The sequence below is a fragment of the Psychromarinibacter halotolerans genome, assembly GCF_029168315.1.
GTDB lineage: Bacteria > Pseudomonadota > Alphaproteobacteria > Rhodobacterales > Rhodobacteraceae > Psychromarinibacter > Psychromarinibacter halotolerans.
The window spans coordinates 152,066-174,899 of sequence record NZ_JARGYD010000007.1; the positions used below are offsets into that span (position 1 = coordinate 152,066).

A 22,834-nucleotide genomic window follows, 5' to 3' on the forward strand; every position below is an offset into this window, starting at 1 on the left:
ACTGCAAAGAAAAAGGGCGCCGCAAGGGCGCCCTTTCCCGATACTCCGGATGGAGCGGCTGATTACATCATGCCGCCCATGCCGCCCATGCCGCCCATGTCGGGCGCCGCGGGTGCGTCTTTTTGCGGCTTGTCGGCCACCATCGCTTCGGTGGTGATCAGCAGGCCAGCAACCGAGGCAGCGTCTTCCAGCGCGGTGCGGACGACCTTCGCGGGGTCGATCACGCCGAACTTGAACATGTCGCCATATTCTTCGGTCTGAGCGTTGAAGCCGAAGGCCAGGTCCTGGCTTTCGCGGATCTTGCCGGCAACAACCGAACCGTCGACACCAGCGTTCTCGGCGATCTGGCGCAGCGGAGCTTCCAGAGCCTTGCGCACGATGGCGATACCGGCGTTCTGGTCGCTGTTCGCGCCTTCCAGACCGTCAAGGGCCTTGGCACCTTGGATCAGGGCAACACCGCCACCGACCACGACACCTTCCTGAACGGCCGCACGGGTCGCGTTCAGCGCGTCATCGACGCGGTCCTTGCGCTCTTTCACTTCGACTTCGGTCATGCCGCCGACGCGGATGACGGCAACGCCGCCCGCCAGCTTGGCAACACGTTCCTGCAGCTTCTCACGGTCGTAGTCCGAGGTGGTTTCCTCGATCTGCGTGCGGATCTGGGCAACGCGGGCCTCGATCTCGGCTTTTTCGCCGTGACCGTCGACGATCGTGGTCTCGTCCTTGGTGATCGACACGGTCTTGGCGGTGCCAAGCATGTCCATCGTGACCGATTCCAGCTTCATGCCGAGATCTTCCGAGATCACTTGGCCGCCGGTCAGGATCGCGATGTCCTGCAGCATGGCCTTGCGGCGGTCGCCGAAGCCCGGAGCTTTGACGGCAGCGATCTTCAGGCCGCCACGCAGCTTGTTCACCACGAGGGTCGCCAGGGCTTCGCCCTCGACGTCTTCGGCGATGATCAGAAGCGGCTTCTGCGACTGGATCACCTGCTCGAGCAGCGGGACCAGCGGCTGCAGCGACGAGAGTTTCTTCTCGTGCAGCAGGATAAGGCAATCGTCCAGTTCGGCGATCATCTTGTCGGGGTTGGTCACGAAGTAGGGCGACAGGTAGCCGCGGTCGAACTGCATGCCTTCGACGACTTCGGTCTCGGTCTCGAGGCCTTTGTTCTCTTCGACGGTGATGACGCCGTCGTTGCCGACTTTCTGCATCGCGTCGGCGATCTGGCGGCCAATGGCTTCTTCGCCGTTCGCCGAGATGGTGCCGACCTGAGCGACTTCGTTCGAGTCGTTCACTTCACGGGCAGCGGCCTTGATCGCGTCGACGACTTTGGCAGTGGCCAGGTCGATGCCGCGCTTCAGGTCCATCGGGTTCATGCCGGCGGCAACCGACTTGAGGCCGTCCTTGACGATGGCTTGCGCCAGAACCGTCGCGGTGGTGGTGCCGTCGCCGGCTTCGTCGTTGGTGCGGGAAGCGACTTCCTTCACCATCTGGGCGCCCATGTTCTCGAACTTGTCTTCCAGTTCGATTTCCTTGGCGACCGAAACACCGTCTTTGGTGATGCGCGGGGCACCGAACGATTTCTCGATGACCACGTTGCGGCCTTTGGGGCCGAGGGTCACTTTCACCGCGTCAGCAAGGATGTTCACACCCTTGAGCATACGGTTACGGGCGTCGGTGTCGAATTTGACGTCCTTAGCAGCCATGATTGGTTACTCCGTCTGAAATGTTTGAGTGATTGAAGGGGACAGGTCTCAGGCGATAATGCCGAGAATGTCGCTTTCCTTCATGATCAGCAGCTCTTCGCCGTCCAGCGTGATCTCGGTACCGGACCATTTGCCGAACAGGATCTTATCGCCGGCTTTAACGTCCATCGCGATCCGATCGCCGTCGTCGTCCTTGGCGCCTGCGCCCACGGCGACGATCTCGCCCTCGGCCGGCTTCTCTTTCGCGCTTTCCGGGATGATCAGACCACCCTTGGTCTTCTCGTCGGATTCCACACGGCGGACCAGCACACGGTCATGCAGCGGGGTGAATGCCATCTCTGAACGCTCCTTGGTTCATTGTTCTCCCAAATTAGCACTCACCGGGGGCGAGTGCTAACGAGCCGGAGATAAGGAGGTGGGTTCCACGAGTCAACAGGGCGCCTTACAGAAATTTGCTTGCGGTCGGAGGGGACTGGCGTACCCTTTCGGCCAACACCCGCGGAGGACCGGCAAGTGCGCAAATTCCTTATCTTCCTGTTCCTTGCGCTGGTCGCGCTCAGGCCCGCCACGGCCACAGCGGACTGCGGCGGAAGCGACCTGATAACAGCCTTGCCAGCGGATGAACAGGAGCGCCTGCGAAACCTTGCCGACGCCGTTCCGAACGGCACCGGCATCCTGTGGGACGCCCAGCGCAACGGTCGGCACGTTCTGCTTGTCGGCACGATGCACCTGTACGACCCCCGCCACGAGGCGACGCTGGACCAGATCCGCCCGTTTCTGGAAACCGCCGACACGATCTATCTTGAGATGGGGGCGGGCGACGAGGCGCGGTTGCAGCGGATGATCGCCGCCGAGCCGTCGCTTGCCTTCATCACCGAGGGCCCCACCCTGCCCGACCTTTTGGGCGAGGAAGACTGGGACCGGCTGCGCGCGGCGATGGCCGATCGTGGTGTGCCGGGTTTTCTTGCCTCGCAGATGCGGCCTTGGATGGCGATGGCGCAGCTTGGCATGACCCGCTGCGACATGGAGGCCCTGCAATCCGGAAAGCGCGGGCTGGACGGGATGATTACCGCAGCCGCCGAGGCGCTGGACAAGCCCGCGCTGGCGCTGGAGCCAATCGACACCGCGCTGACCGCATTCGCGGCCTTCACCCAGCAAGAGCAGCTTGATCTGCTGCGCTACGGCCTGTCGCAGTCGACCGACCAGAGCGCCGATTTGGCGGTGACGATGGCCGAAGCCTATTTCCGCGAGGAAATCCAGCTGATCTGGGAATTCACCGTCGCCCTGTCAGAAGCGGACGAGACCTTTTCGGCCGAGGAGCTGGAAGACCAGATCGCGCGCTTTGAAAAGGTGCTGATCGACGACCGCAACCGCGCGTGGATGGATCGCATTCTGTCCGCCGACGGCGACACGCTGGTGGCGGTCGGCGCGATGCACCTTCCCGGCGACGCGGGGCTTCTTCACCTGTTGGAGGCAGAGGGCTTCGACGTCACCCGCCGCGCCCGCACCCCCGACTGACGAAATCCCTTTTCAGGCGGCAGCAACCCCGTCGCGCGCGACCTGACCGATGCTGAGGCCCGAATAGCGACGCAGGTGCTTGCGCAGCAAAAGCGGGCGGGCCCTGCGATCCATCTGCGGAATGTCGCGCCCGTCCAGCATCTCTGACAGGACCGGGTCCGCGGCCAGCGCCTCGGGACCGGCGAACACGGTTTCGGTCCAGACCCCGTCGGCGTTGACCAGTTCGTGGCGGTCCATGACGAGGTGATAGTAGGTCACGTTCGCGCGCGGAGTTTCCACCAGCCGGGCAAGGCCCATCTCATCCGCAAGGTGGCGCGCACGTATCAGCACCTCTCCGCGGCCATTGGGCCGCGCGTCGACGGCAAGGAAGGCGTGCTGAAGCGACACCCGCATCCGCTGGCGCGGCAGCCCGTCGCCGAACGCGCCCGCCGCGATCTCGACCGGGCGCAGCGCCGGGTCGGCTTTCTGGGCGGCGACGCTGACGCGGTTGCGCAGCACGGCGCGAACGGGGCGCAGACCGCCATCCGCGACCTGCAACAGGTCGCCCTCGGCCAAGGTTTCCACCGGACGCGGACCTGTCGCCGTCAGGACCATTGCCCCTGCCGTCAGGCAGACCGGCATGGCGACGGGCGACTCGGGGATGGTCGTGTCCTTCTCGGTCACGACCTGCTGCTTCAGCTGTTCGGCCGTGATGCCTTCGTTCCAATAATAGGTGAAATCGATCGTCAGGCTGGCGTCCTCGACGCCGTCCAGCGTCATGGTCCAGATCTTGGGATTGTCCGTCGGGGTCAGGATCACGTCGTCGATGGTCGCGCCGTCGACGTAGATGACGTCGTCTTCCGGGCTGAAGCCCATGATGGTGTCGTGACCGCCTTCGGGCCCCCACACGATCATGTCGTGGCCGCCCTCGTACTCGCCGGCGTAAATCAGGTCGTCGCCCGCGCCGCCGTCCATCGTGTCGTCGCCGGTCCCGCCATAAAGCGTGTCGTCGCCGGCGCCGCCGTACAGGCGGTCGTTCTGCGACCCACCGTCAAGATAGTCGTCGCCGTCGCCGCCGATCAGGACGTCTTCTTCGCTTCCGCCATACAGCGTGTCATCGCCCGCGCCGCCGTCCAGCGTGTCGTTCTGCGACCCGCCTTCCAGTTGGTCGTCGCCGTCGCCGCCGCTTAGGCTGTCGTTGCCAGAGTCGCCTTTCAGCGTGTCGTTGCCTGCACCGCCATCAAGGGTGTCGTCGCCCGAAGCACCCGAAACGCTGTCGTCGCCGTCGCCGCCGGCAAGATCATTGTCTTGCCAGTCACCCTTGATCGTATCGTTCCCGTTCTGGGATGACATAGTCTTGCTTTCCGCCTGAGTAGAACGCGCCGGTTCCCGGTCGCACGTTCCGTTCAAGCCGGGAGAATCTGGCGGTTTTGCGGCAAATACCTGCTAAAAGCACGTATTCTCAGGGACTTGACGCCGCGTCTTTACCAATTTCGGCGGTCTCGCTCGCCGCTGCCCCTTTTTTGGTCAACGCGTAAACGCCGGTCTGGACCCGTTCGAACCAGCCATAGTGGTCGTCCGCCATGATCCGCGTGGCGCGGGTGACGCCCGTGGCCTTCGCAACCACCGCGCCCTTGCTTGGGCCGTGCGCCACAAGGTAGGCCGCCACCCGCATCGCATCCTGACGGTAGGCAGTAACCACCCCGCCCCGCACGGACCCGCCGGGGGACGGATCGCCGTCGCGCCGGGCGAACTCTCGCAGCAGGCGGTCGCGGCGCTTGGCGGACTTGCGCGGCGCATAGGGACCGGGATCGCAGGGCACCTCGACATGGCCGTCGGACAGGCGAACAAGGATCACCCCCAGCCCCAGCCGTCGGCACAGGGCGATGTTGTCCTTCAGCGCCCTGTGAAAGGCCATCCCCGGCTTGCGCGGCACGCAGACATAGACCGTGTCGCTGATCGACAGCCGTGCGACCGCTTGATGCAGCAGCGCCAATGAGAACGAGGTCTTCAGTTCTACGATGACCGGCGGCGCGTCGCCCCGGCAGGCGACCACGTCGGCTTCGGCCACGTCGCCCTTCACCTCGTATCCCTGCCCTTCGAGAAACGCCTTCACGGGCGGGTACAGGTCTGTTTCACGCATGTCGGCCATGCGCGCCACTTGACCTCACCTGCCGCCGCGTGACAACCCGCCGCCGTGCCCCTATAGAGGCGCCCGAACGCACGATCCACGCCAGACCAAACGGCTTCCTGAAAACGACGGACAGAGACATGACCATCAAAGTCTTCGGCCACAAATCCCCCGACACCGATTCCACAGGCTCGCCGCTTATCTGGGCCTGGTACCTTTCCGAACACCGCGGCCAGCCCGCCGAGGCGAAGCTGCTGGGCGAGCCCAACACCGAAGCCGCCTTCGTGCTGGAACGCTGGGGCTTCGACAAACCCGAGATCATCTCGGACGTCGCCACCGGGGACAAGGTCGTCATCGTCGACACCAACAACCCGGCCGAGCTGCCCGACGCGATCAACGACGCGGACATCGTGCAGATCATCGACCACCACAAGCTGACCGGCGGACTGGAAACGAAGGGCCCGATCGACATCACGATCAAGCCGCTCGCCTGCACCGCGACCATCATGCACAACCTGATGGGCGACAACGCCGCCAAGATGCCCGAGAACATCAAGGGCGCGATGCTGTCGTGCATCCTGTCGGACACGCTGGAATTTCGCTCGCCCACCACGACCGAGCAGGACAAGGCGCTGGCCGAGGAACTGGCCGCCGATCTGGGGATCTCGATCTCTGACTACGCCGCCGACCTGTTCGCCGCCAAGTCGGACGTTTCGGCCTTCAGCGATGCCGAACTGATCCGCATGGACAGCAAGGAATACGAAGTGTCGGGCACCAAGTTCCGCGTCTCGGTTCTGGAAACCACCGCGCCGAACATCCCGCTGGACCGCAAGGCGTCGCTGATGGAGACGATGAAAACCGTCGCGGCCGAGGACGGCGTGGACGAGGTGCTGCTGTTCGTCGTCGACATCCTGAAGGAAGAGGCGACGCTTCTGGTGCCGAACGACACGGTCAAGACCGTGGCCGAGAAAAGCTTTGGCGCCACCGTGACCGGCGACAGCGTCGTGCTGCCCGGCATCATGAGCCGCAAAAAGCAGATCATCCCGGCGCTGACGCTGTAAGCGCATCGCCTGCCGACTGACGGAAGACCCCCGCACTGCCGGGGGTCTTTTCGTATCCGCCCTCCCACATCCGGGCCCCGCATCCGGGCCCCGCTTTGCACCCGGCGCACCGGCACTGTGCGGCGTTCCGGGTTGCGCCCCGGCGGCCCGCCTGTCACCGATGGCCCATGCAGCCAGACAGCAACACCCGGACCACAGACCCGTACCGCCACCACCCCGGCCTGCGCGGCAAGATCGAGGATCCGCTGACCTCGTTCTTCCGCGACTTCGACCCCGCCACGATCGAGGCGGAACTGGCCGCTCGCGGGCTGGAACCGATGCCCGCCTATCCCGATGCCGAACGCGAGGCGTTCCGCACCGCTGCGCTGGATGGCCGCCGGGACAAGGACCTTTGGGTGTTCGCCTATGGCTCGCTGATGTGGAACCCGGCGTTCCTGTTCGAGGAAGTGCGCCGCGCCCACCTGCCCGGCTTCGCCCGCCGCTTCATCCTGAAGGACGTTTCCGGCGGGCGCGGCACACCGGACCATCCCGGCGTGATGGCCGCGCTGGACAGCGACCCGGACGGACCCGGCTGCGACGGGCTGGCCTTTCGCATCGCCGCCGAGCGGCTTGAGGAAGAGACCGACATCCTGTGGCGGCGCGAACGCATCTCGCCGTGCTATCACGAAGAATTCCTTCCGGCCTCGACCGACCACGGAGAGATCACCGTTCTGGCGTTCACCGCCGACCATGACGCCGACATGATCCACCCGGACCTGTCGCATGACGAACAGGTGACCTATGCGGCGTTTGGCGAGGGCATTCTTGGAACCAGCTTCGAGTACATTCAGAACCTTGCCGACAGGTTCGAGATCCTGAACATCGAAGATCCGGACATGGCCCGGCTTCTTGCCGACGCCCGCGCCCGCCGCGACGGCGCGGCATAGGATTTCTTGCCTCCGGCGGGGATATTTAAGGACCAAAGACAAAAGCGGCCGAAGCAGGGCCGCCGCGATCGCGGGTTTCCGCGCCGCGGGCTTCGTGCGATACCGCCTGCGAACGCGCAGCCGAGGCCCCTTCATGACCCGTATCGTCCACGCCCTGTCCGACATTTCCGCCGATTACGACGCGCTGTTCTGCGATGTCTGGGGCTGTGTGCACAACGGTCGTGAAGCTTTCCCCGAGGCGGTCGCGGCGCTGCAGGCGTTCCGGGCGAAGGGCGGCACGGTGGTGCTGGTGACCAACGCGCCGCGCGCGTGGACAGAGGTGGCCAAGGGTCTTGATGACATCGGTGTGCCGCGCGACGCGTGGGACGCGATCGCGACGTCCGGCGACAGCGCACGCACCGCGCTGTTCACCGGCGCGGTGGGCAACAAGGTGCATTTCATCGGCTACGAATCCGATCGAACCATCTTCGAGCCGCCGAAGATCCTGAACGATCCGATCTCGGTCGAGGTGGTGCCTTTGGCCGACGCCGAGGGCCTTGTCGTCGCCGGGCCGGAAGACCCCTATGCCGATCCGTCGGTCTACAAGGGTGAGTTCCTGTTCGCGAAGACGAAGGGCATGAAGCTTTTGTGCATGAACCCCGACGTGATCGTCGACGTGGGCACCAAACGGCAGTGGTGTGCCGGTGCGCTGGCCGAGATGTACACCGAGATGGGCGGCGAAAGCCTGTATTTCGGCAAGCCGCATCCGCCGATCTACGATCTGGCCCGGCGGCGGCTGGCGGCGCTGGAGCGGGACGTGCCCGAAGCGCGGATCCTCTGCGTCGGGGATGGCATTCACACGGACGTCCAAGGCGCCGTGGGCGAGGATCTGGATGTGCTGTTCGTCGCGGGTGGGCTGGCCGCCGAGGAAACGCTGGACGGCGCGCATCCGCATTCCGACCGACTGGACGCATGGCTTGCGACCAAGGGCTACGACCCGACCTACAGCATCGGGTTTCTGCGCTGACGAAGGACGGCGCGGCAATAAAGTTTCAAATTTTGAGCCGTTTCGTGATTTAAATTACCTTCCCGATTGATCCCACCCTGCCGGGCGGTGTATGCTGCAGCGCAACAACCGCCCGGAGGCCGCTATGCTCGACAATCTGGAACGTGGCACGATCTGCATCGAGGATCTCGAGATCGGGATGCGCCGCTACCTGCGCAAGCAGGTCACCGACCGCGACATCGAACTGTTCGCCGAGGTGTCGACCGACCGCAATCCGGTGCACCTTGATGATGCCTACGCGATGGACACGATCTTCGAGGGCCGCATCGCCCACGGGATGCTGACCGCCGGGCTGATTTCGGCGGTGATCGGAGAGCAGTTGCCGGGACATGGAACGGTCTATCTTGGACAGAGCCTGAAATTCATGGCGCCGGTGCGGCCGGGCGACGTGGTCGTCGCCGAGGTGACGGTGCGTGAGATCGACCATTCCCGGCGACGGGTCACGCTTGATTGTCAGTGCGCCGTGGGCGATACGGTCGTCCTGAAAGGTGAGGCGCTGGTCCTGGCGCCCAGCCGGAAATTCGACTGACGGACGGGGCGCCCCCGTCGCTCGGGGGACCATGAAGACCTTCACCGACTGGACGGGGATTGCCGACGCCGACAAGGGCGCGTCTGCTGCCATCGGCAATTTCGACGGCGTGCACCTTGGGCATCAGGCGGTCATCGACATCGCCCGGTCCGAGGCTGCGCGCACCCATGCGCCGCTGGGCATCATGACGTTCGAACCGCACCCGCGCGAGTTCTTCGCGCCCGACGCGCCGCCGTTCCGCCTGATGAGCGCCGAGACCAAGTCGCACCGGCTGGAGAAGCTGGGCGTCGACCAGCTGTACCAATTGCCGTTCGATGCGCGCCTGTCCGGCCTGTCGGCCGAGGAATTTGCCCGCGATGTGATCGCCGACGGGCTGGGGCTGAGCCATGTCGTGGTCGGGGCCGACTTTTGCTTCGGCAAGGGCCGCAAGGGCACCGTCGATATGCTGCGGGAGTTCGGCGCGCGCTTTGGGTTCGGCGTCACCATCGCCGAGCTTGTCGAAACCGCGGGGATCGAGGTGTCGTCGACCCGCATCCGTACCGCGCTGGCCGAGGGCGAGGTGCGCCACGCCGCCGCGATGCTGGGACATTGGCACCGGATCGACGGCGCGGTGCGCCACGGCGACAAGCGCGGGCGCGATCTGGGCTATCCGACCGCGAACATGTCGATCAGCGGGCTGCACCCGCCGCGGTTCGGGGTCTATGCCGTCAAGGCCGACATCCTGACCGGCCCGCACAAGGGCAGCTATGACGGCGCCGCCAACATCGGGCACCGTCCGATGTTCGGAGAGAACGTGCCGAACCTGGAGACCTTCCTGTTCGATTTTGCCGGCGATCTGTACGACGAACACCTGTCCGTGGCGCTGGTCGAGTACCTGCGGCCCGAGGCCAAGTTCGACAGTCTTGACGCGCTGGTCCGCCAGATGGACGCAGACTGCGCCCGCGCCCGCGAAATTCTGGCGGCGCTGCCATGACCGACGATCCGATCGACCGCCACGGGCTGCGGGACCGGTTCTGGGAACGGGTTCCGCTGAAGAACCTCACCGCGCGCGAGTGGGAGGCGCTGTGCGACGGCTGCGGCAAGTGCTGCCTGAACAAACTGGAGGACCCGGACACCAGCGAGGTCGCCTTCACCCGCGTCGCCTGCCGGCTGCTGGACGATTCGACCTGTCGCTGCGCCCAGTACGAAATCCGCAAGCAGTTCGTCCCGGATTGCGTGGTGCTGACGCCGAAGAACATCGGCGAGATCGCCTATTGGATGCCGCAGACCTGCGCCTATCGGCTGATGTACGAGGGCAAGGCGCTGTACGACTGGCACCCGCTGATCTCGGGCACGCCGGACACGGTGCACGCGGCGGGCGTGTCGGTTCAGGGCTGGACGGTGCCAGAGTTCGAGATCCCGGAAGAGGACTGGGAAGACTATATCATCGAAGAACCGACCGGCTGATCGGTCGGCATACGAGGGGCGCTGCCCCTCGCGCTCCCCGGGATATTTGCGGACAGAAGAAGCAAGGGGGCCGCCCGATTGCTCTTGGGCGTGGAATGTGGTCTGACACGGCATCCCCGAACTTCAGGACGACCGCGATGTTCTTCTCCTCTGACAACTCGTCTCCCGCGCATCCCAAGGTGATGGAGGCGCTGGTCGCCGCCAACGCCGGGTACATGCCGTCCTACGGCGGCGATCCGATCATGGACGAGGTGCGCGCGCGTATCCGCGAGATCTTCGAGGCGCCCGAGGCGGCGGTGTACCTTGTGGCCACCGGCACCGCGGCGAACGTGCTGTCGCTGGCCTGCTATTGCCCGCCGTGGTCCGCGATCTTCTGCCATCGCAACGCGCATATCGAAGAGGACGAATGCGCGTCGCCCGAGTTCTATACCGGCGGCGCCAAGCTGGTGCTGGTCGATGGCGAGCATGCCAAGATGACCCCCGAGACCCTGCGCGAGACGATCCGGTTCACCGGGCGCGGCGGGGTGCACAACGTGCAGCGCGGGATGGTGTCGATCACCGACGTGACCGAGAACGGCACGGTCTATTCCGTTTCCGAGGTGGCGGCGCTGGCGGCTGTGGCGAAGGATTACGGCCTGCCGGTGCACATGGACGGCGCGCGGTTCGCCAATGCGCTGGTGTCGACCAACGCCTCGCCCGCCGATCTGACGTGGCGCGCGGGCGTCGACGTGCTGTCCTTCGGCGGCACCAAGAACGGGCTGATGGGGGTCGAGGCCGTGGTGCTGTTCGATCCCGACAAGGCGTGGGAGTTCGAGCTGCGGCGCAAGCGCGGCGGGCACCTGTTTTCCAAGCACCGCTATCTGTCGGCGCAGATGCAGGCCTATCTGGCCGACGACCTGTGGCTGGACATGGCGCGCACCGCGAATGCGCGGGCCGACCGGTTGGCCGAGGGCATCCTGAAGATCCCCGGCGCCAGCCTTGCCCATCCGCAGGACGCCAACATGGTGTTCGCCGCCTTCCCGCGCGGGCTGCACCACAAGGTGCGCGCCGAGGGTGCGGCCTATCACATCTGGCCGGGCCACCAGTCGCTGGAGGGCGATCCGGACGAACCCGTGTCGGCACGGCTTGTCTGCAGCTGGTGCACCGGCGAGGACGAGATCGACGGCTTCCTTGGCGCGCTGAACGCCTGAGGCGGGCGCGCTAAAGCTTGCCCGACAGGTGCAGGTCGAGATCGCCGAGGCTGTCCTGACCCCAGAACTTCTGACCGTCGTCGAGAAGGTAGAACGGCGCGCCGTAGACGCCGCGCGCGACCGCCTCTTCGAGGTTCGCGGCGTAGGTCTCGGCCCCGGCCAGCAACCCGCTGTCGGCAAGCGATGGGTCGAAGCCCGCCGCTGACAGGCAGTCGCGGATCACGTCGTCCTGCGCGATGTCGCGTTCCTCGGCCCAGCAGGCGCGCAGGATGCCGTGCACCAATGCGCCAAGATCGCCGCCGCCCGCCGACTGCGCGGCGATGATCGCATAGGACGACGGTGCGCCGTTGGCCGGCCAATACGCCGGTTTCAGGTTGATCGGCAGGCCAAGTTTCTTCGACTGGCGCGCCATGTCCTGCAGGCGGTAGTCCACCCGCCCTTCGTACCGCATCTCGGGCGGCGTGCCGCCGGTGCGGGGGAAGGCCGCGCGCAGGTCGAAGGGTTTGTAAGCGACCGTGACCCCGTGGCGGTCCGCGATCTCTTCCATCCGGGTGCCCGCAAGATAGCTGAACGGTGACGTGGTCGAGAAGAAATAGTCGATATGCGGCAACGGCCCGGCCTCCCTGCGCTGCGTCTTGTTTGCAAGACCGTATCAGGGTGCTAAGCGGTGGCCAACGTCACGAATCCGTCATTCCCGCATCTTCCCAGAGACCAGCTGCCATGCCCGCGATCCACGAACCCAAACTGATGTCCGGCAACGCCAACCCGATCCTTGCCTCTGCCGTCGCACGGCGGATGTCGATGCACCGCGGTGTGAACGTCGGGCTTGTCGATGCGCGCGTCGAGCGCTTCAACGACGGCGAGATCTTCGTCGAGGTTTTCGAGAACGTCCGCGGCGAGGATATGTTCATCCTTCAGCCGACATCGAACCCGGCGAACGACAACCTGATGGAGCTGCTGATCATGGCCGACGCGCTGCGCCGGTCCTCGGCGGCGCGGATCACCGCCGTGATCCCCTATTTCGGCTATGCCCGTCAGGACCGCCGCACCAAGGCGCGGACGCCGATCTCGGCCAAGCTGGTCGCCAACATGATGGTCACCGCCGGGATCGAGCGGATCCTGACGATGGACCTGCACGCCGCGCAGATTCAGGGCTTTTTCGACATTCCGGTGGACAACCTGTACGCCGCGCCGGTGTTCGCGCTGGATATCGAGCACCAATTCAAGGGCCGGCTCAAGGACGTCACGGTGATCTCGCCCGATGTGGGCGGCGTGGCCCGCGCGCGCGAACTGGCGAAGCGGATCGGCGTGCAGCTGGCCATCGTGGACAAGCGCCGCGAAAAGCCCGGCGAGGTGGCCGAGATGACCGTCATCGGCGACGTGAAGGGCAAGACCTGTATCATCGTCGACGACATCTGCGACACTGCCGGGACGCTGTGCAAGGCGGCCGAGGTCCTGATGGAACAGGGCGCGAAAGAGGTTCACTCCTACATCACCCATGGCGTTCTGTCCGGCCCGGCCGTCGACCGCATCACCAAGTCGGTGATGAAGTCGCTGGTGATCACGGACACGATCCAAGCGACCGAGCCGGTCAAGGCCGCGAAGAACATCCGCATCGTGCCGACCGCGCCGATCTTTGCGCAGGCGATCCTGAACATCTGGAACGGCACCAGCGTGTCGTCGCTGTTCGAGACCGAGACGCTGCATCCGATCTATGAAGGTACCTACGCCCGGTTCTGACCGACCGAAGCGAGGCGGAACGACAAAGGGCGGCCACCGGGGCCGCCCTTTCCTTTTACCGGACTGGCACGGCTTACATGAACGCCTGAAGGCCCGTCTGCGCCCGACCAAGGATCAGCGCGTGCACGTCGTGGGTGCCCTCGTATGTGTTCACCGTTTCGAGGTTGACCATGTGCCGCATGACCTGGAATTCCTCGGAAATGCCGTTGCCGCCGTGCATGTCCCGCGCCATCCGCGCCATGTCCAGCGCCTTGCCGCAGTTGTTGCGCTTGATCAGCGAGATCGCCTCGGGCGAGGCGCCGCCGGTCTCGATCAGGCGGCCCACCTGCAACGCGGCCTGAAGGCCAAGCGCGATTTCGGTCTGCATGTCGGCCAGCTTCTTCTGGAACAGCTGGGTCTGGGCCAGCGGCCTGCCGAACTGGTGCCGGTCAAGCCCGTACTGACGCGCGGCGTGCCAGCAGAATTCGGCGGCGCCCATCACGCCCCATGCGATGCCATAGCGCGCGCGGTTCAGACAGCCGAACGGCCCCTTCAGCCCCTCGACACCGGGCAGCAGGGCATCCTCGCCCACCTCAACCCCGTCCATCACGATCTCGCCGGTGATCGAAGCGCGCAGGCTGAGCTTGCCGCCGATCTTTGGCGCGGACAGGCCCTTCATGCCCTTTTCCAGCACGAAGCCGCGGATCTTGCCGCCGTGCGCCTCGGACTTGGCCCAGACGACGAAGACGTCCGCGATCGGGCTGTTCGAGATCCACATCTTCGAACCGGTCAGCCGATAGCCGCCATCGGTCTTGACCGCACGGGTCTTCATACCGCCCGGGTCGGATCCCGCGTCGGGTTCGGTCAGGCCGAAACAGCCGATCAGCGTGCCCTGCGCAAGGCCGGGAAGATATTTCTGTCGCTGCTCTTCCGAGCCGTAGGCATAGATCGGGTACATCACCAGCGACGACTGCACCGACATCATCGAGCGATAGCCGCTGTCGACCCGCTCGACCTCGCGGGCGATCAGGCCGTAGGCCACGTAGGACGCGCCGATGCCGCCGTATTCCTCGGGCAGGGTCGCGCCAAGAAGACCCACCTCGCCCATTTCGCGGAAGATCGAGGGGTCGGTCTGTTCTTCGCGGTAGGCGTCGATCACCCGAGGCGCCAGCTTTTCCTGCGCGAAGGAATGCGCCGAATCCCGGATCATCCGTTCTTCTTCCGTCAGCAGGGTGTCGAGTTGCAGGGGATCCTGCCAATCGAACGCCCCGAGTGCGGGCGTATCCTTGGGTTTCAGCTTTGGCTGGGTGTCCATGTCGTGTCTCCGATCCCTGCGGGCGGGGCGTCCGGCGGCGCGCCGGGCAATTACCTACCGCTTGGCAGGTAATTAATTCGTGCGGCGCGCCGGGTCAAGTTCCGTGCCGTGTTTCAGGGTTTCGCCGCCAGTCCCGCGACCAGTGTTCGCCCATAGCTTTCGGCGATCTCGACCGCTGAAAGGGGGCCATCCTCGCTGTACCAGCGGGCCATCCAGTTCAGCATACCAAGGATACCCCGCGCGAAAGTCGGGACGTCAGCGACCGCAAGACTGCCGTCCGCCACGCCGTCGGTCAGCACCGTCTCAAGGCAGCGGACATAGGCCTTCCGCGCCGACAGTTCGTCCGGGGAAAAGCGGTCGGGATCGCCATCTGTCCGGCCAAAGAAGCTGGCGCGGTAGCGGTCACGATTCTGCTGAAAGAACCGCGCATGCGCCGCCATGAAGCCCAGCAGCCGGGCCTCGGCGGTATCGGCAGCAGCGACAGCCATCTCGACCTCGCGCCGGAGATCTTGAAGCGTTGCCAGCACGATCGACTGGTACAGCGCCTGCTTGGTCGGAAAGTAGTGGTACAGCCCCGCCTTGGTGATCCCCACCGTGCCCGCGACGTCCTGCAGCGACGTGCCGTCGTAGCCCTTATCGGCGAACAGCGCCGCCGCCGCCTCGCGGATCGCGGCGACCGGGTCTTCCATATTGGGCGGTCGGCCGGGGCCGGGGCGGGTGTCGCGTCTGGTCATACGCGCTTTGGTTAGCGGATGCCCGACAGGCAGGCAATCGCCATCGCCGGTCAGCCCTCTGGCGTGCGGAACAGGGCGATTACTTGCATGGGCAGGCAGGCAGGGTCACTCGACGTCCCAAGTGTCATCGTCGTGCAACGCGCCGATGGCGAGCCAATCTGCGCGGATCCGTGCAACGCGGCTGTCGCCCCATGTGCGGAACACAAGGTCGAAGCCTGTGGTGCTGATGCTTTCGGCGGAAATGTCCGCGCGCTGGTTGCGGTCCGCCCCGGTGTCCCACATCGAGATCGAGACATGCACCGATGGCGGGGTCTGATAGGCTTCGGCGAAGGTGATGCGGCGGCTGCACTTGCGAGGGCCGTCGCCTGTCCACATCTCGCCATCGTTCTCGAAATCAGAGAACATCGGGACACTGCCCTGGTCCACGCCGACCAAGTGGTTTTTCAACCGCTTCACCCCGATCCGTTCCTCTACCCTGTGACAGCCAAGGCTGATGCGCCCCCGGGCTGTCGATTTTACGCAAAGAAAAAGCCCCGGCAAGTCTGCCGGGGCTTCTTTAAGGATGCCCTAAGCGTTGAACGCTTCAGACCATGTCCTCGGCCAGATGGGCCAGATCGGACAGGGCCTTGGACGTGACGTCCTTCTCGTGGTCCTCGGCGGCCTCGTGCCGGGCTTCGGCCTCGGCGCGCAGTTCGTCAAGAAAGTCCTTCGTCACCTCGCCGCGCGGGATTGCCCGCTCGGCCAGCACCGAAGTCGACTCCGCCGCGATCTCGGCGAAGCCTCCGGACACCACGTAGTCCTGCGTGCCGTCCGGCCCTTCGACCGACAGCACACCCGGACGCAGCGTCGTGATGACGGGCGCGTGGCCCGGCATCGCTGTCAGGTCGCCCTCGGTGCCCGGGATACGGACGGCAGTGGCCTGCACAGAGGCCAGTTTCCGTTCCGGGGACACGAGGTCGAATTGCATGGTATCGGCCATCTCTGCCTACCTTACGCCGCTTCCGCGGCCATTTTCTCGGCCTTGGCTTTCACTTCGTCGATGCCGCCGACCATGTAGAAAGCGCCTTCCGGCAGGTGGTCGTACTCGCCGGCCACGACCGCCTTGAAGGACGAGATCGTGTCTTCGAGCGGAACCTGCACACCGTCAGAGCCGGTGAACACCTTCGCCACGTCGAACGGCTGCGAAAGGAAACGCTGGATCTTCCGGGCGCGGGCCACGGTCAGCTTGTCCTCTTCCGACAGTTCGTCCATCCCGAGGATCGCGATGATGTCCTGCAGCGACTTGTAACGCTGAAGGATACCCTGCACGTCACGGGCCACCTGGTAGTGTTCGTCACCTAGAACCGCCGGGTCCATCAGGCGCGACGACGAGTCGAGCGGGTCAACGGCCGGGTAGATGCCCAGTTCCGAGATCGCACGCGACAGCACGGTGGTGGCGTCGAGGTGGGCAAAGGTCGTGGCGGGCGCGGGGTCGGTAAGGTCGTCCGCCGGCACGTACACGGCCTGGATCGAGGTGATCGAGCCCTGCTTGGTCGAGGTGATGCGTTCCTGCATCGCGCCCATGTCGGTCGCGAGGGTCGGCTGGTAGCCCACCGCCGAAGGAATACGGCCCAGAAGCGCCGACACCTCGGAACCCGCCTGCGTGAAGCGGAAGATGTTGTCGACGAAGAACAGAACGTCGGTGCCGGACTGGTCGCGGAACTGCTCGGCCAGAGTCAGGCCGGTCAGGGCGACGCGGGCACGGGCCCCCGGCGGTTCGTTCATCTGGCCGTAGACCAGCGCCACCTGCGAGTCTTCCAGGTTATCGGGTTTGATAACGTTGGATTCGATCATCTCGTGGTACAGGTCGTTGCCTTCGCGGGTCCGTTCACCCACGCCAGCGAACACCGAGTAGCCCGAGTGCACCTTGGCGATGTTGTTGATCAGTTCCATGATCAGAACCGTCTTGCCCACGCCGGCGCCGCCGAACAGGCCGATCTTGCCGCCCTTTGCGTAGGGGGCCAGCAGGTCGATGACCTTGATGCCGGTCACGAGGATCTCGGATTCCGTGGCCTGCTCTTCGAACTTCGGAGCGGGCTGGTGGATCGCACGCTTTTCGGTCGATTCGATCGGCGCACCTTCGTCGACGGGCTCGCCCACGACGTTCAGGATGCGGCCCAGCGTGGCGTTGCCAACCGGGATCATGATCGGGCCATCGGTGTCGGTCACGGTCTGACCGCGGACCAGACCTTCGGTCGCGTCCATAGCGATGCAGCGCACGGTGCTTTCGCCCAGGTGCTGCGCGACTTCGAGGACCAGCTTGGTGCCGTGGTTCTCGGTTTCAAGCGCGTTGAGGATTTCGGGCAGGTGATCGTCGAACTGAACGTCGACGACGGCGCCGATGACCTGGGTCACTTTGCCTTTCGCGTTTGCCATGTAAGTGTCTCCGGTTCGGTTAGAGCGCCTCGGCGCCCGAGATAATTTCGATAAGCTCGTTGGTGATCACGGCCTGACGCGAACGGTTGTATTCGATGGTCAGCCTGTCGATCATGTCGCCCGCGTTGCGGGTGGCGTTGTCCATCGCCGACATCCGTGCACCCTGTTCCGAGGCGCCGTTCTCCAGCAGACCCGCGAAGATCTGCGTGGCGACCGACTTCGGCAGCAGGTCGGCGAGGATCGCTTCCTCGTCGGGCTCGTAGTCGTACAGGTTCGACGTCGTGGCCTCGGCGGCCTCGCCCTCGAACTTGGCAGGGATCACCTGCAGCTCTTGCGGCTTCTGGCTGATCACCGACTCGAACTTGGCGTAGTAGATCTTCGCCACGTCGAATTCGCCGGCATCGAACCGTGCAAGCACGTCCTTCGCGATGTCCTGTGCGTTGGCATAGCCGATGCGCTTGACCTCGCTCAGGTCGATGTGGCCCACGAACAGGTCGCCGTAGTCACGCTTCAGCTGTTCGCGGCCCTTCTTGCCGACCGTGAGGATCTTCACGGTCTTGCCTTCACCACGCAGCTTTTCGATCTGGTAGCGGACAAGCCGCACGATCGAAGTGTTGAAGCCGCCGCACAGCCCTTTTTCCGAGGTCATGACGACCAGAAGCTGCACGTCGTCCTTGCCGGTGCCGGTCAGAAGCTTGGGGCCCTGCCCCAGCTCCTGTGCCGAACCGGCAAGGCCAGCCATGACCGCGTTGAAACGCTCGGCATAGGGGCGCGCGGCTTCCGCGGCCTCTTGCGCCCGGCGCAGTTTGGCCGCGGCCACCATCTGCATGGCCTTGGTGATCTTCCGCGTCGACTTGACGCTGTCGATCCTGTTTTTCAGGTCCTTCAGAGACGGCATTCGCCTTCCCCCTTACGCGAAGTCTTTGGCGAATTCCTCGATCGCGGCTTTCAGCTTGTCAGCCGGCTCGCCTTTGATCTTCGGGTCCTCGTTGGTGATCCAGTCCAGGATATCTTTACGGTTGGTCCGCATGTGGTTCAGCAGACCAGCCTCGAAGTCCTTGACCTTCGAAAGCGGGATCTTGTCGAGGAAGCCATTGGTACCGGCGAAGATGACGCAGACGATTTCCGCGTTGGTCAGCGGCGAGTACTGCGGCTGCTTCATCAGTTCGGTCAGGCGCGCACCCCGGTTCAGCAGCTGCTGGGTCGAGGCGTCGAGGTCAGAGCCGAACTGAGCGAAGGCGGCCATCTCGCGGTACTGAGCGAGCGACAGTTTCACCGGGCCGGCAACCGAGGACATCGCCTTGGTCTGGGCCGACGAGCCAACGCGCGACACCGACAGACCGGTGTTCACGGCCGGGCGGATGCCTTGGAAGAACAGTTCGGTTTCCAGGAAGATCTGGCCGTCGGTGATCGAGATCACGTTGGTCGGAATAAACGCCGACACGTCGCCGCCCTGGGTTTCGATGATCGGCAGCGCGGTCAGCGAGCCGGCACCGTTGTCCTCGTTCAGCTTGGCCGAACGCTCCAGCAGGCGGGAGTGCAGGTAGAACACGTCGCCCGGGTAGGCTTCACGCCCCGGCGGACGGCGCAGCAGCAGCGACATCTGACGATAGGCAACGGCCTGCTTGGACAGGTCATCGTAGATCATCAGGCCGTGGCGGCCGTTGTCGCGGAAGTATTCGCCCATCGCGGTCGCGGTGTAGGGGGCGAGGTACTGCATCGGCGCGGGGTCCGAGGCGGTCGCGGCCACGACGATCGAGTATTCGATCGCGCCGGTTTCCTCGAGACGCTTCACCAGCTGCGCAACGGTCGAACGCTTCTGGCCCACGGCGACGTACACGCAGTAGAGCTTCTGGCTTTCGTCGTCGCCGGCGGCTTCGTTGTAGGATTTCTGGTTGATGATCGCGTCCAGCGCCACGGCGGTCTTGCCGGTCTGACGGTCACCAATGATCAGTTCGCGTTGGCCGCGGCCGATCGGGATCATGGCGTCGATGGCCTTCAGGCCGGTCGCCATCGGCTCGTGAACCGATTTACGCGGGATGATGCCCGGCGCCTTCACGTCGGCAACGCGGGTCTCGGACGTGGCGATCGGGCCTTTGCCGTCGATCGGGTTGCCAAGGCCGTCGACAACGCGGCCCAGCAGGGCGTCGCCCACCGGAACCGACACGATGTCGTTGGTGCGCTTGACGGTGTCGCCTTCCTTGATGTCCCGGTCGGAACCGAAGATCACGACGCCGACGTTGTCGCTTTCCAGGTTCAGGGCCATGCCCATGATGCCGCCCGGAAACTCGACCATCTCGCCGGCCTGCACGTTGTCCAGGCCGAACACGCGGGCGATCCCGTCACCGACGGACAGCACGCGGCCAACCTCGGCCACTTCGGCCTCCTGGCCGAAGTTCTTGATCTGGTCCTTAAGGATTGCGGAAATCTCCGCAGCTTGGATCGCCATCTTATCCGACCTCTTTCATTGCGTTCTGTAGGTTGGCAAGCTTCGAGCGGATCGACGTGTCGATCATCTTCGAGCCCACCTTAACGACGAGACCGCCGATGAGGCTTTCATCAACGGTCGTATTGATTTTTACGTCCTTGCCCACGGTCGAGGCGAGGGTCTTCGCAAGCTTCTCGGACTGCGTCTTGGTCAGCGCCTTCGCCGACACGACCTCTGCCGTGACTTCGCCATTCTCTTCCGCAATGCGGTCGCGCAGGGCGCGCAGCGTGTAAGGCAGGACGAACAGGCGGCGCTTGGAGGCCATCAGGCCCAGCACGTTGGTCATCGTGGTCGACAGGCCCATCTTCTGGGCGACCGCGGTGATCGCATTGCCCTGAGCTTCGCGGCTGTAGATCGGCGAATTGATCAGGTCGCGCAGGTCCGCGCTTTCGGCAAGTGCGGCGTCCAGCGTATCCACGTCGGTTTCGAGAGTGGCGATGGAGTTGTCTTCCTTGGCCAGTTCAAAGACGGCCGTGGCGTAGCGCGCAGCGATGCCGGTCGAAATCGAAGCTGTTTCGGACACGTCGATCCTTCCGAGTGTTGAAGCCTCGTTCCCCCCCACGCATGACGCGGGCCGAGGCAGCCCAAGTGGCAAGGCCGAGTGGCCCAGCCTTCAAAATCGGCGTCGGTCTAGCAGAGCCCTCTCCGGCCCGCAACATTCTTGGCCCGCTTTCCGGGATGCCGAAACCCTAGGAAAACAAGGCGATGACATTTCTGCGAGCGAATGCGGGGAAATAAAGTAGCGAAATAGTCACGAATTTCTGTCAGCGGCCGGGCGAATCCCCTGATAAATGCGATTTTTTCGCCGCGACGACTGTTAGCGCCACCGGCCTCAGCCGGTCACGCCAAACGCCAGCGGACCCTTTACAGGTGATGCAATCGCGGGGGCGGATCAGACCGGTTTCGCTTCGGGCTGCGTCAGCCCTTCAAGCACGCGCAGCGGTTTGCGCACGCGGGATTTGATGCCCTTGGTCGGCGCCGACACTTGCTTGGTCGCCTCGACGATCAGCACTCCGCCCGCATACCCCATCGACAGGCGGCGACCCGTGCGTTCCCAGAAATTGCCGGTCTTCAGCCAGAACCGGGCATCCGACGGCGGCTGGTACAGCGCGGTGCTGCTGCGGGCCGGTTCCAGCGAATGGCGCTGCAACTGGGTTTCCAGTTGCGACAGCGAATAAGGCCGCCCGAAGCCAAACGGCGTGCCGTCGCGCCGTGCCCACAACCCGGCCCGGTTTGGCACGATGAACAGCGCCTTGCCGCCCGGCACCAAGACCCGGCGGCATTCGTCCAGCACCTTCGGGGCGTTCTCGCTTGTTTCCAGCCCGTGCAGCAGGATCAGCTTGTCCGCCTGCCCGGTCTGCAACGGCCACAGCGTCTCTTCGCACAGGACCGACACGTTGGGCTGGCCACCCGGCCAGGGCATGACGCCCTGCTGGCCCGGCATCAGCGCGACAACACGCTGGGCGGTGGACAGGTAAGGCCGCAGAAGCGGCGCCGCAAAGCCGAAGCCCACGACCGTCTCGCCCGGGGCGTCCGGCCACAGTTCGATCACTTGGTTGCGGATCGCACGCTGCGCCGCACGGCCCAAGGCCGAGCGGTAGTAGAAGTTGCGCAGGTCCAGAACATCCAGATGCATTGCAGCCCGTTGGCGTATCGGCGAGTGTCGGGGAAAGAATACCGCAGCATTAAGGAAAGACCATGCCCCTGGAGATCGTCACCGTTCCCTGCCTGCGCGACAATTACGCCTACCTGGTGAACGGGCCGGACTGCGTCTGCCTGATCGACGCCCCCGAAGCGGGCCCGATCATCGACGCGCTCGACCAGCGCGGCTGGGGGCTGGACGCCCTGCTGATCACCCATCACCACCACGATCACGTCGACGGGGTCGAAGAACTGCGCGCGAAGTACGGCTGCAAGGTGATGGGCCCCAAGGCCGAAGCCGACAAGCTGCCGCCGCTCGACATGGCGCTGGAAGAAGGCATGAACGGCGGCGAAGGCGACGGCTATACGGTCCCCCTTGCCGTACCGGGCCACACGCTCGGCCATCTTGCCTTTCACTTTCCACGGGCAAAGGCGGTGTTCTCGGCCGACAGCCTTATGGCCCTTGGATGCGGTCGATTGTTCGAGGGAACGCCCGAGATGATGTGGGACTCGATGCAGAAGTTCCTTGCGATGCCCGATGACACACTGGTGTATTCCGGCCACGAGTACACGGCCGCGAACGCTCGCTTCGCGCTGACCATCGAGCCGGACAACGCCGCGCTTCAGGCCCGCGCCGCAGAGATCGATGCCAAGCGATCCGGAAACGAACCCACCGTTCCAGCAAGCATTGGGCAGGAAAAGGAAACAAACCCCTTCCTTCGGGCCCACTTGCACGAGGTCAAGGCGCTCCTAAATATGGAGTCGTCGCCCGACGCCGAAGTCTTTGCGGAGATCCGCAGGCGCAAAGACTCCTTCTGACAACGTCGCAACCTTGGGCACCCCGCGTTGCCCTCCTGCCCAAATTCCGGTCGCGTGAATAAAAATGTGACCGTACGCCGTTAGAAAACCCTTGAAGCGCGGGAAAAAGAACCGAACCTTAATGGTATGAGGTCACGGTGGAGAACGAGGCCTAGGCCCTCTCCGCCCAAGCGAA

The 22,834-nt window shown here is 64.6% G+C and carries 24 protein-coding genes; 10 read left to right on the top strand and 14 right to left on the bottom strand.

What is annotated here, in order from left to right; genetic code table 11:
* Nucleotides 1–62 precede the first annotated feature (62 nt).
* Together groL and P1K30_RS17520 are read right to left on the bottom strand one after the other, a co-directional pair.
* Complete coding sequence (gene groL / locus P1K30_RS17515; protein WP_275634057.1) at nt 63–1,703, bottom strand: chaperonin GroEL; 1,641 nt, start codon at nt 1,701–1,703, stop codon at nt 63–65.
* 48 nt (nt 1,704–1,751) lie between these two features.
* Nucleotides 1,752–2,039: a co-chaperone GroES gene (locus tag P1K30_RS17520; protein WP_275634058.1), complete on the bottom strand. Its 288-nt coding sequence runs from the start codon at nt 2,037–2,039 to the stop codon at nt 1,752–1,754.
* A gap of 177 nt (nt 2,040–2,216) precedes the next feature.
* Here P1K30_RS17520 and P1K30_RS17525 point away from each other — a divergent pair, with 177 nt between their 5' ends.
* Nucleotides 2,217–3,221 carry a TraB/GumN family protein gene (locus tag P1K30_RS17525; RefSeq protein WP_275634059.1) on the top strand — a complete coding sequence of 335 codons (1,005 nt, stop codon included), beginning with the start codon at nt 2,217–2,219 and terminating at the stop codon, nt 3,219–3,221.
* A gap of 12 nt (nt 3,222–3,233) precedes the next feature.
* On the opposite strand, the gene P1K30_RS17530 is transcribed toward P1K30_RS17525, so the two are convergent.
* Both P1K30_RS17530 and P1K30_RS17535 read right to left on the bottom strand, forming a co-directional pair.
* Nucleotides 3,234–4,553, bottom strand: a complete 1,320-nt coding sequence (locus P1K30_RS17530) for a Hint domain-containing protein (protein WP_275634060.1) — start codon at nt 4,551–4,553, stop codon at nt 3,234–3,236.
* A gap of 109 nt (nt 4,554–4,662) precedes the next feature.
* Nucleotides 4,663–5,352 carry a DUF2161 domain-containing phosphodiesterase gene (locus P1K30_RS17535; protein ID WP_275634061.1) on the bottom strand — a complete coding sequence of 230 codons (690 nt, stop codon included), beginning with the start codon at nt 5,350–5,352 and terminating at the stop codon, nt 4,663–4,665.
* A gap of 119 nt (nt 5,353–5,471) precedes the next feature.
* Here P1K30_RS17535 and P1K30_RS17540 point away from each other — a divergent pair, with 119 nt between their 5' ends.
* From P1K30_RS17540 to P1K30_RS17570, 7 genes are all read left to right on the top strand, one after another.
* On the top strand, nt 5,472–6,392 hold the full coding sequence (locus P1K30_RS17540) for a manganese-dependent inorganic pyrophosphatase (RefSeq protein WP_275634062.1): 921 nt from the start codon (nt 5,472–5,474) through the stop codon (nt 6,390–6,392).
* A 167-nt stretch (nt 6,393–6,559) separates the two neighbouring features.
* On the top strand, nt 6,560–7,318 hold the full coding sequence (locus P1K30_RS17545) for a gamma-glutamylcyclotransferase (protein WP_275634063.1): 759 nt from the start codon (nt 6,560–6,562) through the stop codon (nt 7,316–7,318).
* Between the two features lie 133 nt (nt 7,319–7,451).
* Nucleotides 7,452–8,324: a TIGR01459 family HAD-type hydrolase gene (locus P1K30_RS17550; protein ID WP_275634064.1), complete on the top strand. Its 873-nt coding sequence runs from the start codon at nt 7,452–7,454 to the stop codon at nt 8,322–8,324.
* A 124-nt stretch (nt 8,325–8,448) separates the two neighbouring features.
* On the top strand, nt 8,449–8,892 hold the full coding sequence (locus tag P1K30_RS17555) for a MaoC family dehydratase (protein ID WP_275634065.1): 444 nt from the start codon (nt 8,449–8,451) through the stop codon (nt 8,890–8,892).
* Nucleotides 8,893–8,923: 31 nt separating this feature from the next.
* The gene (locus P1K30_RS17560) at nt 8,924–9,865 is read left to right on the top strand and encodes a bifunctional riboflavin kinase/FAD synthetase (protein WP_275634066.1); all 942 of its coding nucleotides are present in this window, start codon (nt 8,924–8,926) and stop codon (nt 9,863–9,865) included.
* Complete coding sequence (locus tag P1K30_RS17565) at nt 9,862–10,338, top strand: YcgN family cysteine cluster protein (protein WP_275634067.1); 477 nt, start codon at nt 9,862–9,864, stop codon at nt 10,336–10,338. Before P1K30_RS17560 ends, P1K30_RS17565 begins: the two co-directional genes overlap by 4 nt.
* Nucleotides 10,339–10,475: 137 nt before the next feature.
* Entirely contained in the window at nt 10,476–11,528 is a 1,053-nt protein-coding gene (locus P1K30_RS17570; RefSeq protein ID WP_275634068.1) for a threonine aldolase family protein, read from the top strand.
* Between the two features lie 10 nt (nt 11,529–11,538).
* Here P1K30_RS17570 and P1K30_RS17575 read toward each other — a convergent pair whose 3' ends face one another.
* The gene (locus P1K30_RS17575; RefSeq protein ID WP_275634069.1) at nt 11,539–12,138 is read right to left on the bottom strand and encodes a 2-hydroxychromene-2-carboxylate isomerase; all 600 of its coding nucleotides are present in this window, start codon (nt 12,136–12,138) and stop codon (nt 11,539–11,541) included.
* 110 nt (nt 12,139–12,248) lie between these two features.
* Here P1K30_RS17575 and P1K30_RS17580 point away from each other — a divergent pair, with 110 nt between their 5' ends.
* Nucleotides 12,249–13,268 (top strand): ribose-phosphate pyrophosphokinase, encoded by a 1,020-nt coding sequence (locus tag P1K30_RS17580; RefSeq protein ID WP_275634070.1) that lies wholly within the window; start codon nt 12,249–12,251, stop codon nt 13,266–13,268.
* A gap of 73 nt (nt 13,269–13,341) precedes the next feature.
* On the opposite strand, the gene P1K30_RS17585 is transcribed toward P1K30_RS17580, so the two are convergent.
* The 9 genes from P1K30_RS17585 to P1K30_RS17625 form a co-directional block, all read right to left on the bottom strand.
* Nucleotides 13,342–14,562, bottom strand: coding sequence for an acyl-CoA dehydrogenase (locus tag P1K30_RS17585; RefSeq protein ID WP_275634071.1), 1,221 nt, complete (start codon nt 14,560–14,562; stop codon nt 13,342–13,344).
* A gap of 113 nt (nt 14,563–14,675) precedes the next feature.
* Nucleotides 14,676–15,296: a TetR/AcrR family transcriptional regulator gene (locus tag P1K30_RS17590; protein ID WP_275634072.1), complete on the bottom strand. Its 621-nt coding sequence runs from the start codon at nt 15,294–15,296 to the stop codon at nt 14,676–14,678.
* A gap of 105 nt (nt 15,297–15,401) precedes the next feature.
* Nucleotides 15,402–15,722 (bottom strand): H-type lectin domain-containing protein, encoded by a 321-nt coding sequence (locus tag P1K30_RS17595; RefSeq protein ID WP_338052385.1) that lies wholly within the window; start codon nt 15,720–15,722, stop codon nt 15,402–15,404.
* A gap of 157 nt (nt 15,723–15,879) precedes the next feature.
* Nucleotides 15,880–16,275: a F0F1 ATP synthase subunit epsilon gene (locus tag P1K30_RS17600; protein WP_275634074.1), complete on the bottom strand. Its 396-nt coding sequence runs from the start codon at nt 16,273–16,275 to the stop codon at nt 15,880–15,882.
* A gap of 11 nt (nt 16,276–16,286) precedes the next feature.
* Complete coding sequence (atpD, locus tag P1K30_RS17605; RefSeq protein ID WP_275634075.1) at nt 16,287–17,711, bottom strand: F0F1 ATP synthase subunit beta; 1,425 nt, start codon at nt 17,709–17,711, stop codon at nt 16,287–16,289.
* A 19-nt stretch (nt 17,712–17,730) separates the two neighbouring features.
* On the bottom strand, nt 17,731–18,609 hold the full coding sequence (locus P1K30_RS17610) for a F0F1 ATP synthase subunit gamma (protein ID WP_275634076.1): 879 nt from the start codon (nt 18,607–18,609) through the stop codon (nt 17,731–17,733).
* Between the two features lie 12 nt (nt 18,610–18,621).
* Nucleotides 18,622–20,160: a F0F1 ATP synthase subunit alpha gene (gene atpA, locus P1K30_RS17615; protein WP_275634077.1), complete on the bottom strand. Its 1,539-nt coding sequence runs from the start codon at nt 20,158–20,160 to the stop codon at nt 18,622–18,624.
* A 1-nt stretch (nt 20,161) separates the two neighbouring features.
* On the bottom strand, nt 20,162–20,728 hold the full coding sequence (locus P1K30_RS17620; RefSeq protein ID WP_275634148.1) for a F0F1 ATP synthase subunit delta: 567 nt from the start codon (nt 20,726–20,728) through the stop codon (nt 20,162–20,164).
* Nucleotides 20,729–21,091: 363 nt separating this feature from the next.
* Nucleotides 21,092–21,835, bottom strand: coding sequence for a class I SAM-dependent methyltransferase (locus P1K30_RS17625; RefSeq protein WP_275634078.1), 744 nt, complete (start codon nt 21,833–21,835; stop codon nt 21,092–21,094).
* 62 nt (nt 21,836–21,897) lie between these two features.
* On the opposite strand from P1K30_RS17625, the gene gloB reads away from it, so the two are divergent.
* On the top strand, nt 21,898–22,659 hold the full coding sequence (gloB, locus tag P1K30_RS17630) for a hydroxyacylglutathione hydrolase (RefSeq protein WP_275634079.1): 762 nt from the start codon (nt 21,898–21,900) through the stop codon (nt 22,657–22,659).
* Nucleotides 22,660–22,834 lie beyond the last annotated feature (175 nt).

Coding starts and splice junctions, on each gene's coding strand:
- P1K30_RS17590 (WP_275634072.1), bottom strand. CDS start 15,296: ATGACCAGACGCGACACCCGCCCCGGCCCCGGCCGACCGCCCAATATG.
- P1K30_RS17550 (WP_275634064.1), top strand. CDS start 7,452: ATGACCCGTATCGTCCACGCCCTGTCCGACATTTCCGCCGATTACGAC.
- groL (WP_275634057.1), bottom strand. CDS start 1,703: ATGGCTGCTAAGGACGTCAAATTCGACACCGACGCCCGTAACCGTATG.
- atpA (WP_275634077.1), bottom strand. CDS start 20,160: ATGGCGATCCAAGCTGCGGAGATTTCCGCAATCCTTAAGGACCAGATC.
- P1K30_RS17520 (WP_275634058.1), bottom strand. CDS start 2,039: ATGGCATTCACCCCGCTGCATGACCGTGTGCTGGTCCGCCGTGTGGAA.
- P1K30_RS17625 (WP_275634078.1), bottom strand. CDS start 21,835: ATGCATCTGGATGTTCTGGACCTGCGCAACTTCTACTACCGCTCGGCC.
- P1K30_RS17530 (WP_275634060.1), bottom strand. CDS start 4,553: ATGTCATCCCAGAACGGGAACGATACGATCAAGGGTGACTGGCAAGAC.
- P1K30_RS17600 (WP_275634074.1), bottom strand. CDS start 16,275: ATGGCCGATACCATGCAATTCGACCTCGTGTCCCCGGAACGGAAACTG.
- P1K30_RS17565 (WP_275634067.1), top strand. CDS start 9,862: ATGACCGACGATCCGATCGACCGCCACGGGCTGCGGGACCGGTTCTGG.
- P1K30_RS17570 (WP_275634068.1), top strand. CDS start 10,476: ATGTTCTTCTCCTCTGACAACTCGTCTCCCGCGCATCCCAAGGTGATG.
- P1K30_RS17535 (WP_275634061.1), bottom strand. CDS start 5,352: ATGGCCGACATGCGTGAAACAGACCTGTACCCGCCCGTGAAGGCGTTT.
- P1K30_RS17545 (WP_275634063.1), top strand. CDS start 6,560: ATGCAGCCAGACAGCAACACCCGGACCACAGACCCGTACCGCCACCAC.
- P1K30_RS17560 (WP_275634066.1), top strand. CDS start 8,924: ATGAAGACCTTCACCGACTGGACGGGGATTGCCGACGCCGACAAGGGC.
- gloB (WP_275634079.1), top strand. CDS start 21,898: ATGCCCCTGGAGATCGTCACCGTTCCCTGCCTGCGCGACAATTACGCC.
- P1K30_RS17585 (WP_275634071.1), bottom strand. CDS start 14,562: ATGGACACCCAGCCAAAGCTGAAACCCAAGGATACGCCCGCACTCGGG.
- P1K30_RS17555 (WP_275634065.1), top strand. CDS start 8,449: ATGCTCGACAATCTGGAACGTGGCACGATCTGCATCGAGGATCTCGAG.
- P1K30_RS17540 (WP_275634062.1), top strand. CDS start 5,472: ATGACCATCAAAGTCTTCGGCCACAAATCCCCCGACACCGATTCCACA.
- atpD (WP_275634075.1), bottom strand. CDS start 17,711: ATGGCAAACGCGAAAGGCAAAGTGACCCAGGTCATCGGCGCCGTCGTC.
- P1K30_RS17580 (WP_275634070.1), top strand. CDS start 12,249: ATGCCCGCGATCCACGAACCCAAACTGATGTCCGGCAACGCCAACCCG.
- P1K30_RS17610 (WP_275634076.1), bottom strand. CDS start 18,609: ATGCCGTCTCTGAAGGACCTGAAAAACAGGATCGACAGCGTCAAGTCG.